This window comes from Pseudomonas lini (assembly GCF_001042905.1).
Lineage (GTDB): Bacteria > Pseudomonadota > Gammaproteobacteria > Pseudomonadales > Pseudomonadaceae > Aquipseudomonas > Aquipseudomonas lini.
Window position 1 is genome coordinate 216137 of sequence record NZ_JYLB01000003.1, and the last position, 14136, is coordinate 230272.

The 14136-nt window shown below is 59.6% G+C and carries 13 protein-coding genes; 7 read left to right on the plus strand and 6 right to left on the minus strand.

Annotation, left to right across the window (positions count from 1 at the left end):
• Nucleotides 1-47 precede the first annotated feature (47 nt).
• Complete coding sequence (locus TU81_RS09670; protein ID WP_048394743.1) at nt 48-1004, minus strand: threonine dehydratase; 957 nt, start codon at nt 1002-1004, stop codon at nt 48-50.
• Between the two features lie 96 nt (nt 1005-1100).
• Between TU81_RS09670 and TU81_RS09675 the strand changes: the two genes are divergently transcribed.
• The 3 genes from TU81_RS09675 to TU81_RS09685 all read left to right on the plus strand — a co-directional run bounded on the left by TU81_RS09675 (nt 1101) and on the right by TU81_RS09685 (nt 4077).
• The gene (locus tag TU81_RS09675; protein ID WP_048394745.1) at nt 1101-1916 is read left to right on the plus strand and encodes a helix-turn-helix transcriptional regulator; all 816 of its coding nucleotides are present in this window, start codon (nt 1101-1103) and stop codon (nt 1914-1916) included.
• Between the two features lie 196 nt (nt 1917-2112).
• Nucleotides 2113-3375: a hypothetical protein gene (locus TU81_RS09680; RefSeq protein WP_038983766.1), complete on the plus strand. Its 1263-nt coding sequence runs from the start codon at nt 2113-2115 to the stop codon at nt 3373-3375.
• Between the two features lie 240 nt (nt 3376-3615).
• Nucleotides 3616-4077, plus strand: coding sequence for a hypothetical protein (locus tag TU81_RS09685; RefSeq protein WP_038983767.1), 462 nt, complete (start codon nt 3616-3618; stop codon nt 4075-4077).
• Between the two features lie 12 nt (nt 4078-4089).
• Here the strand turns inward: TU81_RS09685 and TU81_RS09690 are convergent, their stop codons facing one another.
• The 4 genes from TU81_RS09690 to TU81_RS09705 all read right to left on the minus strand — a co-directional run bounded on the left by TU81_RS09690 (nt 4090) and on the right by TU81_RS09705 (nt 7782).
• Nucleotides 4090-4938, minus strand: coding sequence for a sugar phosphate isomerase/epimerase family protein (locus tag TU81_RS09690; RefSeq protein WP_038983768.1), 849 nt, complete (start codon nt 4936-4938; stop codon nt 4090-4092).
• A gap of 1 nt (nt 4939) precedes the next feature.
• A complete protein-coding gene (locus tag TU81_RS09695) occupies nt 4940-6181 on the minus strand; it encodes an NAD(P)/FAD-dependent oxidoreductase (protein WP_048394746.1) in 1242 nt (413 codons plus the stop codon).
• 18 nt (nt 6182-6199) lie between these two features.
• Nucleotides 6200-6520 (minus strand): MocE family 2Fe-2S type ferredoxin, encoded by a 321-nt coding sequence (locus tag TU81_RS09700; protein WP_038983770.1) that lies wholly within the window; start codon nt 6518-6520, stop codon nt 6200-6202.
• 149 nt (nt 6521-6669) lie between these two features.
• Nucleotides 6670-7782: a fatty acid desaturase family protein gene (locus TU81_RS09705; RefSeq protein ID WP_048394748.1), complete on the minus strand. Its 1113-nt coding sequence runs from the start codon at nt 7780-7782 to the stop codon at nt 6670-6672.
• 180 nt (nt 7783-7962) lie between these two features.
• Here TU81_RS09705 and TU81_RS09710 point away from each other — a divergent pair, with 180 nt between their 5' ends.
• Complete coding sequence (locus TU81_RS09710; protein ID WP_038983772.1) at nt 7963-9012, plus strand: LacI family DNA-binding transcriptional regulator; 1050 nt, start codon at nt 7963-7965, stop codon at nt 9010-9012.
• 6 nt (nt 9013-9018) lie between these two features.
• On the opposite strand, the gene TU81_RS09715 is transcribed toward TU81_RS09710, so the two are convergent.
• A complete protein-coding gene (locus tag TU81_RS09715) occupies nt 9019-11037 on the minus strand; it encodes a sigma-54 interaction domain-containing protein (protein ID WP_048394750.1) in 2019 nt (672 codons plus the stop codon).
• A gap of 203 nt (nt 11038-11240) precedes the next feature.
• On the opposite strand from TU81_RS09715, the gene TU81_RS09720 reads away from it, so the two are divergent.
• The 3 genes from TU81_RS09720 to TU81_RS09730 all read left to right on the plus strand — a co-directional run bounded on the left by TU81_RS09720 (nt 11241) and on the right by TU81_RS09730 (nt 14075).
• Nucleotides 11241-12263: a Gfo/Idh/MocA family oxidoreductase gene (locus TU81_RS09720; protein WP_048394752.1), complete on the plus strand. Its 1023-nt coding sequence runs from the start codon at nt 11241-11243 to the stop codon at nt 12261-12263.
• Nucleotides 12260-13048, plus strand: coding sequence for a TIM barrel protein (locus tag TU81_RS09725; RefSeq protein ID WP_048394754.1), 789 nt, complete (start codon nt 12260-12262; stop codon nt 13046-13048). Before TU81_RS09720 ends, TU81_RS09725 begins: the two co-directional genes overlap by 4 nt.
• 100 nt (nt 13049-13148) lie before the next feature.
• On the plus strand, nt 13149-14075 hold the full coding sequence (locus TU81_RS09730; protein WP_048394758.1) for a sugar ABC transporter substrate-binding protein: 927 nt from the start codon (nt 13149-13151) through the stop codon (nt 14073-14075).
• The last annotated feature ends 61 nt before the right edge of the window (nt 14076-14136 follow it).

The following is a 14136-nucleotide window of genomic DNA, read 5'->3' on the forward strand; positions in this document are numbered from 1 at the left end:
AATTGGCTAAACGGCACGCGAGGCGGGTTGAAGTCATTAGCTCTCAATCACCCAATCACGCTCGCATACACCGACCGGTCAACATTCCCGCCGGACAGAATCACAGCCACCTTTTTACCCAGCATCATTTCACGCTCCTGAATCAGCGCTGCCAGCGCAGCCGCACCTGCCCCTTCAGCAAGGTTGTGGGTATCGGTGTAATACACGCGCATGGCCTCGGCAATCTCGCCCTCGCTGACAGAGACGATTCGCGCCGAAGCGGCCCCGTAAATGGCGAACGCATCGGGAACTGGCTTACGCACGGCCAAGCCATCCGCAAAGGTATTTGCCGAGGCGGTCTCGCAGATTGCCCCAGCTTCAAACGATAACTTCGCCGCCGCAGCCTCTTTGGAAACCACGCCCACCACTTGGGTCTTCATGCCGAGCGCATCGCGGGCGGCGATCACCCCGCAGATCCCCGATCCACAGCCAATCGGCACGTAGACGGTATCCAGATCCGGCGCAGCGATGAACAGCTCCAGCGCATACGTGGCCACACCTTTGACCAACTCGGTGTGGAACGGCGGCACCAGGTAGAGGTCATGCACCTGCGCCAGACGTGCGGCCTCTTCACGGGCCTCGTCGAAATCGCGACCACACTCAACCACTTCGCCGCCAAAGCCGCGCATGGCATTGTTCTTCTCTAGCGAATTACCTTCCGGCACGACAATCAAAGCCCTCAAACCCAGCGTGCTGGCCGCCAGCGCCAGGCTCTGACCATGGTTGCCGCGCGTAGCGGAGACAATGCCCTTCACGCCCGGATGTTCGCGCCGCAGCCAGTGCAAGAAGGTAATGCCACCCCGCACTTTGAAAGCGCCTGTAGGTGTGTGGTTTTCGTGTTTGACCCAGACAGTGCAACCTAACCGCTCAGCCAGCAATGGCCAAGGGTATTGGGCGGTGGCAGGCATGACTTGGTATACGTGGCGGGCAGCTTGTTCGAGATCGTCGCGAGTCAGTTTGTGCATGAGTTGTCTTCCTGAGGCTTTTCCCAGTCTAGGCATGGGAACGTCACGCCGGCTTTCAAAAAACTGACCTGACTTTTACGCCCCCTCTTCACTACTATGGTGTTCATGAGCCTTCGAAACCGTCTGCAGCCCTCGCTCGCACCTGAACCGATTCGTCGTGTCGAGGCAGGGCCGTGGGCGATCGAATTGCTACCCGGCGCCGGCTACGCGACCCGATATGTTGCGACCCAGGCAGCGATCGGCTTTGCCTTCGACAGCCAACGAGGTTTGCACGCCATCGGCAGCGACCGAGTGCGCCCCTTCGATGCCATGCCCAATGGGTTGGCGTTCGTCCCCGCAGGCTGTGATGTGTTGTCCGAGTCACCCAACGGCGGTGAATACCTGCGGGTCATGCGCACCGACGGTATTTCATTGCTGAGTGACCGGGCATTCAACAATCGCATTGATCAGCCAGCCGTTAACCTCGCCCTGCGAATGCGCCGCGCGCTGTTGCAGAACTCCGTGGAGGACGACTGTGAAGCCTGGGCACTCGCATTGGCTGAACGGGCGGAGGGCATCGACGCGTCGCCGACGCCGCCCCAAGACTCTATAACCGGCAGCCGGATGCGCCTGCTTGATGAATTCATAGATGCTGGCCTCGACGGCCCACTGGGTATACAGGCAATGGCGGGGTTGCTTGAATTGTCCGAAGGTTATTTCATGCGCGCATTCAAGAACGCGACGGGCAAGAGCCCCCATAGCTATCTAATCGACCGACGCCTGGCCAAAGCCCGAGCATCGATGCGCGATTCGACCGCCAGCCTGTCGGAGATCGCACTCACCTGCGGCTTTAACTCCCAAGCGCACATGACAACCGCTTTCAAGCAACGCCTTGGAGTCAGTCCAGCGCAATTGCGAAGGCGTTCGACGTAAGGGATTGCGTCTCGCTGCGCGTCGGCGTTCATCGCCAAGAAGGTAAGTCCCGCAATTGCCTCGCACACTGCAAGAACTCGCTTGTACTCATCCGGCCCATACCACACCCAAAGCGTAGTGGAAAATTCCACCAATTTCTGGATAATGGCCATATGCCGCCACTCTGCACAGCCCACTGATAAGGACATCACGTTCGATGAAGTTGCCGTCCCCTGCTCTGATCCTCGCTTGCGCTCTGCTCCTGCCCACCGTCGCCCAAGCCAGCGATGCCGCGTTGACCGAAACGCTCAAGGCTTTTACCCGCTGCGATGCCAGTTTCTTCGCCAGCCTGAACACCCACCGCGATGCCTGGGGGGCGTTTGCGCCGCTTAAGCAGGAAAAAGATGCGGCGTGGATAACCGTCAAAAACCGCGGCAACAGCCCGGAAAATTCGGTGCCTCTGCGCGGTACGCCGATCGTTGCCGGTATGAAACTGTTGTCCTATGTCGACGAGAGCAGCGACCTCGGCCAACTGGGTCACTACTATTTCTGGGGCTTCATTGTTGAAGGCGGCATAGACGAAGTGGCTAAGCGCCTCGCGCCGCTGATGGAGCAACCCGGGCAACTGCAGAATGTAGGCTCGTCCTATGTGCGCAGTGAACTCAAGATCGGTGACCAATGGCGAGTCATCCGGCCGCAGCCAGGCACGGCGCCGGGTAGCAAACGTGCGGAACGCATCTTGATCGTCGAGGCGGAAGGCAAACAGGGCACTCAGTCGCGGGTCAGTTGTTCCGTGCAAGGCGCCGTTGACGGTGCGATGCTCGCCCAACTGCGCCCGGACATCGCGCCGGCTGATTATCCTCAGCCACAACCAGAGACGAGCTTTGCTGATATCGCCGTACCGCAAGACGTGCTCAAGCGCCTCGACTCGCCTCTGCTCAAACCGAAATTCAAAACGTTGAGCTACACCTACGCCACCAGGACCGGCAATGCCATCAAGGATCGTCCGGTAACGGTTGAGTACACCGCAGACGGCGGTTTGCTGAAGAAGAATGAGATCTACAGCAAAGCCTTCCACGTCGAGCGTCTCACCCAGGCGGGCCTGATTCAGTTGAAGTCGAAAATGAACGGCGTAGGCGATGGACGCGTGTTGCTCACCCGCGAACTTGAGGTTAAGGCCCCGACGAGCTGGGGCCCCGGCCAGACGTTGAGCGCTCGCCTGGTCATGGAAGAAGTACCTGCCCGGCCAACCGACAAACCCATGAAGCTGTCGACGACTTGCACCGTGGGTCAGCGCTTCCCTGCCCGGCAAGTATTCGCCTCGCTGACCGGTGATGCCATCGCGCTTGAGTGCGAACAGGGCACCAGTAAAACCTCCAATGCCTTTATCGAGGACTTGGGGGTTTCCCTGACGCTGGAGTCGACGTGGGACAAATCGAATAGCGTGTACACGTTCACTGCAGTGGATGTTGTGCGTTAAGCAGTCATCGAGACTGAGGCCAAGACACGCTTCTAGATGCAGCGACTACATGGGTGGCCACCAGCACCAAGAGTGCGGTATCGAGCGCTTCTGAATCAAATGTATGGCAGCGCTGTGCGGCTATTTTGCAGATGCGCGTCGTCCCGGGTTTAGCCGGGTGGGCAATCACGTCTGAACGGTCTGCCAAACCCGAACACGACAAATGCCGTTAACTTTTTTGGATGATAATAGGTTCTATTAATGAGAAAGATCTTCCTGCCGTTTGTCATCGCACTGTTGTGCCTGCACGGTTGTGCGGAAATGCCCGCGTACTCCAACATCGACCCCGTCACGGTGGGTGACGAGTCGCGTTATACCGTGGTCGAAACCGATACTTATGCGGGCAGGGTCCAGCGTCACTATGCCGATCTCCAGCCGGACTTGAACATCATAAAGATCAACGACAAAAAAGTCGGCAACATCCCGTTCTCCACGTACTACTACAAGAACGACTCCCCGCAGCGAGCGGTGCTGAAGCCGGGCACCTACACCATCCAACTGGAATACCGTCTACCCCGTCACTTCCTGTTCGTGGACCTGAAGTTCGACGGCAAACCCGGCCAGAAAATAATGGCACGCTCAAGGTACGTGGGCCTCAATCGGCTGGAAGTATGGCTGGAGGATGCAGCCACCGGTAAGGTAGTGAGCACCCGGGCGTACTAACACAACGTTAAATCAGCCCCCATCATTTGACCGTGCCCGGCAGTCATCCCAAACCTCACGCATCACATCCTTAAGCATCAGCGCCTCGGCCCAACGATCGGTGATATCGCGTCCGTCGGCACCCGTAATGGCATAAGGCGGTGGGCCGAGTTCACAAGTGAATGACAAGCTGTCAGGTGTGTTCGGCCGGGCCAGCCAATCCTCGATCCCATAGCGCCACCAGCCCAGGAAACGTTCTAGCCAGGGTCGATGCTGGGCAAAGCTCAGGGGCACCTGGACCTGTTCGCCGTTAGCGACACGACCATGAAAACCCCAACTGTGGCGCAGGATGGTGTGGATCTGTTCGTCGTCCTCGGCAGTGGCCAACTCTGGCAGTTCGCGGCCCACGACATAGTGGGACAAGTCGGCCAACAGTTTGAGATCGGGCATTTCAGCGAGAATATCGAGGGTGAACAACAGGTCATTGGTGAGGCGATAACGGTGGGTTTCCAGCAGAACGGGAAAGTCCACCTGTTCGGCCAGACGCTGCCAGCCTTCGATCAGTTCGATAGCTTGCTTCAGCGTGCGCGGCCTCACGTCTGCTTGCAGCGTGAGGTGGTGGCAGCCGTAGCGGGACGCGACATCGATCGCTGCCGCCAGATCATCCACGGTGCGGGGAAACACCTGCCCTTCGATTCGCAGGCCCTGCGCCTTGGCGGCGGCATGCAGGCGAGCGGCATGTGGCGCGACCCAGAAATGGTCGGTGATCCCGTCGAAGCCGGCGGCGGCGATTTTCTCCACTTGCGCTTCCAGGGGAAGGTCGCATTGGCCGCGGTGATCTTGCATGGCCCACTGGGACTGAAAGACCAGGAATTCACGCATGTCAGTTCCTCAGCAGTTGTTTGAGCGGTACATCGGCGTCGGCCAGAGCGTCAACCGAGAGAGGGTTATGGTGAGCGATCAGCCGTTCGCAAAGCTTGATGTCCTTGGCGATGCTATTCCCCTGCCCCCAGCCGCAAGCGCCTTGCAAACGTTGCTCGGAATCAAGGTAGAACAGCAGGAAACCGCCACCGGGGGTTGGCCGGCTCGCGGTGGGTTGCGTGTTTGCGATCACGCCCACGGTCTGCAATCCCCAGTCGTATTGATCGGACCAAAAACCGGGAATGACCTCGAAGGGCAGCTCGCCGCCCAACAGATTCAGAGCGGCGTGACGGCCCTGAGTCTCGGCGTTGCGCCAGGTTTCCTGACGCTGGAAAACGCCTTGCGGGTGCAGCCGAAACTCACAGACATCGCCCGCGGCAAAGATGTCTGGCGCACTGGTGCGCAGTTGGGCATCGACGCGGATGCCCTGGCCGACCTCGAGTCCTGCGGCCGCGGCCAGTTCAGTGTTGGGTTGCATGCCGATGCCCACCACCACCAAGTCGCAGGGCAGCAACTCGCCGTCGACCAGTTGCACGGACTGAACATGAGTAGCGCCCTGCACCGCCTCAATGGCCACATTCAGCCGGACATCCACGCCCTGACTGCGATGCAGGTCCAGCAGGACACTGGACAGTTGCTCCGGCAATACTCGCCCCGCGAGACGCGGTCCGGCCTCGAGCAAGGTCACCGTGCAACCCAAGGCACGGGCGGTGGCGGCGACTTCGAGCCCGATAAAGCCGCCGCCGATGATCACCACCCGGGCCTCAGGCTGCAACGACGCGCGCAGTGCCAGGGCTTCGTCATGAGTACGCAAATAAAGCACATTGAGCAAATGCTCGGGCACCGAGGCGAGTCTGCGCGACCGCCCTCCCGTCGCCAATAACAGCCGGGCGTAATGTAGCCAGCTGCCGTCGGCCAACTGCAGACGATGCTGCTGCGGATCCAGGCATTTCACCGGGTTGCCGGCCAGGTGTTCGATGTCCAGATCGGCTAGCTGAGCGGTGTCGCACAGGCTGTAACCCGCCAGATCGACCGTGCCCTGCAACAGCCCCTTGGACAGCGGCGGACGTTCATAGGGCGGGTGGGACTCGTCGCCTATCAGAATCAGGCGACCGCTATAACCTTCGCCGCGCAAGGTCAGGGCTGCGCGGCCACCCGCATGCCCGGCGCCGACGATAACCAGTGGAGCATTGGCAGGATTCATGGCAAAGACTCCGCGCAGTTAAACCGTGATGGCGAGCAGCACACGCCCCGCCTCGACCCGGACTTCATAGGTCTTGAGGTTGACGCACACCGGGGCGCCAAGGGCTTTGCCGGAGCGGTAATCGAAACGCCCGTTGTGTTTGGGGCACTCGATGACATGCTCCATCACCAGGCCATCGGCCAAGTGGATGGACTCATGGGTGCACAGGCCCGCGGTGGCGAAAAACTCGCTGTCGGCGGAGCGGTAGACGGCATAGGTGTGCTGGCCATGGTCGAAACGAATGACATCTTCATCGTCGATATCGTCCACGGCACATACATCGATCCATTGATCGGTCATGGCGTTTTCTCTTGTAGTGGTACACACAGGAAGGTGTCATGTGGGAGCGGGCTTGCTCGCGAAAGCGGTGTATCAGGCGACATCGATGTTGACTGTGACGCCGTCTTCGCGAGCAAGCCCGCTCCCACAGGGGTTGTGCCTATTGGATGTCAGGCCGGCGTTACTTCAGGTTCTGCCTGGACGTTGGCGGCCGGCGCTGCGCGTTGTGGCAAAGGACGAGAGACGAAATAAGTCGGGTCTTTGCGCTGCTTCCAGATGGTCGGGAGGATCTCCTTGAAGGCCTCGAACAGACTGGTGTAAGGCGGCGGGCAGTCGTTGCGAATCTCCTCGTGAAGCTGCGCCAGCGCGTGAAAAGGCACCATTGGATACATGTGGTGCTCAAGGTGATAGTTCATGTTGAGGTACATGAAGCGCAGCACCGGGCCCATGTAAATCGTGCGGCAGTTGCTGCGGTGATCGAGTACGTCCTCAGCCAGGCCAACATGCTGCGACAGGCCGAACAGGTAGGACAGCCAACCGCCATAGAGCGTCGGCAGACCAATAAACATCAGCGGCAACCAGCTCTGCATGTACAGCGCAGCGCCTACGGTAAGCCCATAAATCACCAGCCAGACGCGTGCGTCCCTCACCACCTTGGGCCACTCGGACTCAGGGATGAACGTCTGTTCTTCTTCACCCATCCGCCCTACCGCATGCTTGCAGACTGACCCCATCGTCTTCAACGCGTAAGGCATTCTGAACAGGCTCAGCACCATATTTATCAGGCTTGGCGGACGCGGTTCGACGATCTCCGGATCGCGGCCGACGATAACGGTGTCGGTGTGGTGTCGTGCATGGCTCCAGCGCCAGACTTGGGGTTCGAACATGAACATGAAGCTCGACAGCTGATAGACCGCATCATTCATCCAGCGGGTTTTGAACGCTGTACCGTGACCCGCTTCGTGCCAACGGGCATTGGATGCCGTGCCGTAGAGCATCCCGTAGACGAAGAAGAACGGAACGCAGGCCCAGGAGCCCCAAAACCAGTAACCGCCGAACCCGGTGACGACCATCGCCGACAGCCAGATCGCGGTATCAAGCAAGGCCGGGCCATCGCGGCGCTGCATCAGTTCCTTCATGCGTTTACGAGAAATGGGGGATTGGTACCAGCTTGCCGATACCAGGCCTTTTTGCGCCGCTCGGGCGGCTTCGGGGCCGGTCAATCGATAATCCCGAGGCACGGGTTTACCGGTGTTTTCAAAGGCTGCGTTTTGTTCAGGCATTTTATTGTTCTCCGCAAGCTTGATTGTTTCAGGCACTTTTCGACGCGGGATCACATCGCTGGAGAAAATATAGAGAGCGCAGAAATCACCCTCAAGCCCTTGAATACATTCCCTATCAAGCTATCATCCAGGCCCATTGAAGCTTGATAGTTTTCTATCAAAGCGTTTGCGGGACCTGCCATGAACAACACTAAACGCCCCACCATCGCCACGGTCGCCGAGCACGCTGGCTTGAGTGTCGCTACCGTGGACCGGGTGCTCAACGCCCGGGCTCCGGTCAACCCGGACACCGCCGAGCAGGTATTCCAGGCCGCCGAAGCGGTCGGTTATTTCGCCGCCAGGCTGATCGGTCAGCGGATCCGCGAACGTCGTCCCACCTATCGTTTCGGCATCCTCTTGCTCGGCACCGCCCAGGCGTTTTATGGCAACGTTGCCGCCGCCATCACCGAGGCGGCGCAGCGTCAGGCTGGCGCCAACCTGAGCATTCAATTCGAGTACGTTTTCGATCGCACGCCCAGCTCGATCATTGCCCAGATCGAGCAACTGGCGGTGCAGTGCGATGGTCTGGCGGTGGTCAGTTTCGCGCATCCGCTGATCAATGCCGCCATCGCGCAGATCAGAGAGGCCGGCGTGCCGGTGATCGCAATGCTGTCGGACATTCATGAGGCGGCGGATGAGCCTTACGTCGGCCAGGATAATCACGAGGTCGGACGTACCATGGGCTGGCTGATGGCTCACACCTGTGGCGCCCGCAAAGGCAGTGTCGGGGTGTTGCTCGGTGGTCACCGTTTTCTTGGCCATCAGGCGCGGGTCGAGGGGCTGCGCAGCTACCTGGCGGAGCGCGCTCCGGGGTTGCGGCTGCTGGAAGCGGTGATCAATCTGGACAATTGCGACATCACTGAAGAGGCGACGCTGGACCTGCTGGCACGGCATGACGACTTGCGCGGTTTGTGCGTGGTCGGCGGTGGCGGCGACGGGGTCATCAATGCCCTGTCGCAACTGCCGAAGCAGCCGTCGCTGTGCTGCATTCTGCAGGAGTCGACCGAGCTGTCGCGACAAGCGCTGGATCAGGGATTGATCAGCCTGGTGATCGACTCCCAGCCACGATTATTGGCAACCGCGCTGGTCGATTTGCTGGTCGAGCTGCAGACCACGCCGGACTTCGATCCGATACGGCATCGAATCCATATTCCGTTGCAGATCATCACCTCAGAAAACGCCCGAGCGTGATCGTCCTCAGAGGTTGGGTTCCGAACGAAAAGCATCGGCACTCAGCCCGAACCGATTCATCTTGTTGTACAACCCACCACGAGAAACATTCAGCTGCCTCGCGGCCAGGCGGATGTTGCCGCGGGTATCCCTGAGGGCCGCGATGATCGCATTCATTTCATGGGTGCCAAGGTCCAGGGCAGCCAGGGGTTCGGGCACACTTCCCGGCACCGGCGGACGCAGCTTTTGCTTGATTTCAAGCGGTAGATCAGCTGGCTGGATCAGTTCGGTCATCGCCAGATTGGTCGCGCGTTCGATGGTGTTTTCCAACTCGCGAACATTACCCGGCCAGCTGTAGGCCGAAAGAATATCCAGCGCCTCTGGCGAGATGCCCTGCACCGATTTGCGCAGCGACCGGGTGCAACGATTGAGAAAATGTCGCGCCAGCAATGGAACATCTTCCCGACGCATCCGCAGCGGCGGAACCGTCAGGTTCAGCACGTTGAGCCGGTAGTAAAGATCCTCGCGGAAGGCGCCATCGGCAACCGCCTGGCTCAGGTTGCGGTGGGTGGCGGCGATGATGCGTACATCCACTTGCTGCGATTTTTTCGCGCCCACGCGAGTCACCTCACCTTCTTGCAAAACGCGCAGCAGGCTGACCTGGGCATCAAAAGACATGTCACCGATTTCGTCGAGGAAGATCGTTCCGCCATCGGCCAATTCGAACTTCCCGGCAGAGCCTCCACGGGCCGACCCGGTGAAGGCGCCCTCGACATGACCAAACAGTTCGCTCTGCACCAGATCTCGCGGAATGGCCCCGCAATTGACCGCCACAAAAGGACCGCTGCAACGGTCGCTGGCGTTATGGATTGCCTGGGCAAACAGCTCCTTGCCGGTACCGCTTTCACCCAGGATCAGCGTGGTCGAGTCACTGCGACTGGCAATCCGTCCCAGGTGCAACGCGTCTTGTATGGCTCGCGAATTGCCTTGAATGGTCTCGAAGGTGTAGCTGGCTTGAGTGCCGATAATCCGCCGGGTAATTTCCCGGATGCGCCTGTTCTCGCGCAACGAAACAATGCGCCCACCCTGCTCCAGGGGGCACACCGACACCAGACACGCCAAGAGGCTGCGATCATGCAACTCAAACGTGCAATCCAGATCTCTTATCCCTTCTAACTGCTGCCCTTCCCCGCCGCGCAGCAGAATCTCATCGGTCAGTTCGCTCTGACCCAGACGCTGGAACGGGCTGCCCAACAGGTCCCGGCCGACGCGGAACAATTGCCGGGCATAGCGGTTGAGCGCCTTGATGCAGCCCCGCTCATCCAGCACCACAAGGCCCTCGTTCAGCACTTCGAGGACGGTTTGTTGTTCTTCCAGCAGCGCTTGCAGCGCCATCTGCCGCGAGACCGCTTCGGCCGCCGCCTGGACGGTGCCCAGCGTATGGAAATGAAACCACCCCGGCTCGGCGGTCAAGGTCAGCATGGCCAGCGTCCTGCCCTGCGCATCCCTGATCGGCGCGGCAGCACAATGCATGCGCCGCCGACGCAGGCCGATCCCGAAGTTTTCCTCGGCCAGCACATACACCAAGCGATCTTCGGCAATCGCCAGCCCGGTGCAGTTGGTGCCCTGCACTGACTCCAGCAGCCGACTGCCCACAGGCGTGAGGTCCAGACCGCAGAAATACAGGGTCGTGCCTGCGGCATCAGTCAGATTGATATGGCCCCTGGGGTTGTAAGCCAGCAATCCCTTCATGACCTCCGCCGCCGCCGAGATCAAGGCACGATTGGCCGCCAGCGTTGCAGCCAGAACGGTGGGGGCGACAAACCGGTATTCGCCATCCTCAGGATCGAGGCCAGTACTGACGCTGCGCAGCCAGGAATCCCAAATAACCTGCCGGACCCCGACAGGTCGATCGATGCGCCCTTTCAGGCAAGACAGCCATGCCTGGTCGAGCTCGGCGATCGGTCCTTCGTTCAACGATGCAGGCCCGAGCGCGGTGATGTAATCGAGGTCTTGCGCGCTGAAGGCTGTTAGCTGTGGGCTCATCATCATCGATCCGCTTATATGTTCACGTTTTAGACATGTCAGTGTAGACATGTCATGCGAATGAACACATTTTTCAATGATTATTAATTAATCCCTTAAATATCAATGACTTAAATATTGGCACAGCCCTTGCTCCTTTGATTAACGCCAGCGAGAACATTCCTGCTGCGAGTCATTGAACAACAATAAAAGGGAGTCATTTCATGAGTACGTCCAAGATCATCCGCCTGGGTCTCATCGGTGCTGGCCGCATGGGCAGCTTTCACGGCCTGACTGCCGCCAGACACATTCCTGACGCCTGCCTGGCCGCCATCGCCGACCCTACACCCGGTCAAGCCGCGCGCCTGGCCGCAGAGTTGGGTGTACAACGGGTCTATACCGATCCACAGCAACTGCTCGATGACCCGGAAATCGACGCTGTCTTGATCGCCGCCCCCGCCCGCAGCCATGCAGAACTGGTGATCAGTGCAGCCCGCGCCGGCAAAGGCGTGTTTTGTGAAAAACCCATGGCCATCACCCTCGACGAGGCCGACCGCGCCATCGCCGCAGCCGCCGACGCACGCGTGCCGCTGCAGGTCGGCTTCAACCGCCGCTTTGCCAAAAGCTTCCGGGCTGCCCATCTGGACGTGGTCGCCGGTCGCATCGGTACCCCGCAACTGCTGCGCTCGCTGACCCGCGACCCAGCGTTGAATAATCCGGCTGCCTCGCCGCAGTGGGTGATTTTCCTCGAAACCCTGATCCATGACTTCGATACCCTGCGCTACCTCAATCCCGGTGCCGAAGCGGTTGAGGTTTTTGTCATGGCCGATGCCCTGATTGCACCGGACTACAAGGCCAAGGGCTTCCTCGACACCGCCGTGGTCACTATCCGTTTCGACAACGGCGCCATCGCGACGGCCGAGGCCAATTTCCAGGCCGTGTATGGCTACGATGTTCGAGGGGAAGTCTTCGGCAGCGCTGGCATGCTGACCATGGGCGGCCTCAATGATTCTGACCTTGTGCGCTATCTGGCCAATGGCATCCAGGCCGACACCCAGCGCATGGACACCGACCTGCTGCGTGATGCCTACGTGGCCGAGCTCAATCACTTTGTCGATTGCCTGCGCACCGGCGAAAAACCACTCGCCAGCGGTGAAGATGCCCGGGCTGCACTGGCCATTGCCCGCGCGTGTATCGAGTCCTTCCAACAGGGCAAACCTGTGCGCGTGCAAGGAGCCCATTCATGAGTTTCATACCGTTCAAACTGGCGATCAGTGCCGAGATGGTCTTCCTCGATCTGCCATTCACAGAGCGCGTCAAACGCATTCACGCGCTGGGTTTCAGCGCCGAACTCTGGGACTGGACGAAGAAAGACATTGCGGCCCTTGTCGCCACGGGCGCTGACTTCACCTCCATGACCGGCTACATCTCGGGCAACCTGACCGACCCCGAAGACATCCAGCACCTGCTCGACAGCGCACGAGAATCGCTCGCCGTCGCCGCACAACTGAATTGCCCGAGTCTCAATCTGCATGGTACCGGTTTGGGCGACAAAGGCATGCCGGTCAAACCCGTGGCCCACACCACCGGACGCATGTGGCTGAGCGCCTGCAAGACCCTGGAAAAAATCGCTCGCCTGGGCGAAGACGCTGGTCGGGTATTCTTGCTGGAAAACCTCAATACCGAGGTTGACCACCCCGGCACTCCCTTCGCTCGCGCCGACGATACTCTGGCGCTGATCGAGGCCGTGGGCAGCCCTCATTTGAAGATGAACCTGGACCTTTACCATGCCCAGATCGGCGAAGGAAACCTGATCGAACTGATCCAGCGCGCCGGCAGCGCCATCGGGGAAATTCAGGTCGCCGATGTCCCCGGCCGCATGGAACCCGGCACCGGTGAAATCCATTATCCGGCCATTGCCAAAGCCTTGTTCCGCATGGGATACACCGGTGTCGTCGGGCTTGAGGGCTGGGCCAGCGGCGACAGCGAAGCGGCACTTGAACGCTTTCGGCAAGCCTTCACGCTAGATTGAGGACGCTGGCGCTCTCGGCGGGTTTGATTCAGAGAGCGCCAGAAACCCTCACGTTTGATCTTGATGAATTTCAACTCATAACAAAAAAGGAAAAACCATCATGCGTCGCTGCACTCTTCTATTTGCCACGCTGCTATTCCTCTTCAGCCAATGGGCCGCCGCCAACTATCGCATCGGCGTCAGCATTGCCAGGGTTGACGACAACTTCATGACCTATGTGCGCAGCGGCCTGGAAGATGCCGCCAGGAAGGAGAACGTCCAGATCCAGTTCGAGGATGCCCAGGGCGATGTGGTTCGCCAGCTCAATCAGATTCAGGGCTTTCTCGGCCAGAAGGTGGATGCGGTCATCGTCCTGCCCGTGGACACTGCCGCCACCGCCAACATGACGCGCGCCGCCGTCGAAGCAAAAATACCGCTGGTCTACGTCAACCGCCATCCAGACGAACGCGTCCTGCCCAAAGGCGTGGTGACGGTGGCGTCCAACGACGTTGAGGCCGGGCAACTGCAAATGCGCTACCTGGCTGACAAGATGGCGGGCAAAGGCAACATCGCGATCATCATGGGCGACCTCGCGCAAAACTCCACGCATGACCGTACCGAAGGCGTCAAACAGGTGCTCAAGGACTATCCCGGGATCAAGATCGTCGAACAACAAAGTGCCGAATGGCAGCGCAACAAAGGGATGGACCTGACCAGCAACTGGCTGCTGGCCGGCACCGGCTTCGATGCCATCGTGGCCAACAACGACGAGATGGCCATCGGTGCCGCCATGGCCCTGCAGCAAGCCGGCAAAGCCAAGGGCGAGATTGCAATTGTCGGCATCGATGGCCTGCCTGACGGCTTGGCGGCCATCAAGCGCGGGATGCTCGTAGCCTCCGTGTTTCAAGACCCCAAAGCGCAAGCGACCAGCGCGCTGCAAGCGGCCATCAAAATGATCAAAGGAGAGCCGGTCGAGACGGATGTCTGGGTGCCCTTTCAGCTGATCACGCCGGAGCAGGTAGCGGTGTTTGAGCAGCATTATAAATAGCGTCAAACAACAGCGTGGTTAGTCGAGCTTGTTCATTGAGTCATGTCGCGACACAGACGTT

Coding starts and splice junctions, on each gene's coding strand:
- TU81_RS09670 (WP_048394743.1), bottom strand. CDS start 1,004: ATGCACAAACTGACTCGCGACGATCTCGAACAAGCTGCCCGCCACGTA.
- TU81_RS09675 (WP_048394745.1), top strand. CDS start 1,101: ATGGTGTTCATGAGCCTTCGAAACCGTCTGCAGCCCTCGCTCGCACCT.
- TU81_RS09680 (WP_038983766.1), top strand. CDS start 2,113: ATGAAGTTGCCGTCCCCTGCTCTGATCCTCGCTTGCGCTCTGCTCCTG.
- TU81_RS09685 (WP_038983767.1), top strand. CDS start 3,616: ATGAGAAAGATCTTCCTGCCGTTTGTCATCGCACTGTTGTGCCTGCAC.
- TU81_RS09690 (WP_038983768.1), bottom strand. CDS start 4,938: ATGCGTGAATTCCTGGTCTTTCAGTCCCAGTGGGCCATGCAAGATCAC.
- TU81_RS09695 (WP_048394746.1), bottom strand. CDS start 6,181: ATGAATCCTGCCAATGCTCCACTGGTTATCGTCGGCGCCGGGCATGCG.
- TU81_RS09700 (WP_038983770.1), bottom strand. CDS start 6,520: ATGACCGATCAATGGATCGATGTATGTGCCGTGGACGATATCGACGAT.
- TU81_RS09705 (WP_048394748.1), bottom strand. CDS start 7,782: ATGCCTGAACAAAACGCAGCCTTTGAAAACACCGGTAAACCCGTGCCT.
- TU81_RS09710 (WP_038983772.1), top strand. CDS start 7,963: ATGAACAACACTAAACGCCCCACCATCGCCACGGTCGCCGAGCACGCT.
- TU81_RS09715 (WP_048394750.1), bottom strand. CDS start 11,037: ATGAGCCCACAGCTAACAGCCTTCAGCGCGCAAGACCTCGATTACATC.
- TU81_RS09720 (WP_048394752.1), top strand. CDS start 11,241: ATGAGTACGTCCAAGATCATCCGCCTGGGTCTCATCGGTGCTGGCCGC.
- TU81_RS09725 (WP_048394754.1), top strand. CDS start 12,260: ATGAGTTTCATACCGTTCAAACTGGCGATCAGTGCCGAGATGGTCTTC.
- TU81_RS09730 (WP_048394758.1), top strand. CDS start 13,149: ATGCGTCGCTGCACTCTTCTATTTGCCACGCTGCTATTCCTCTTCAGC.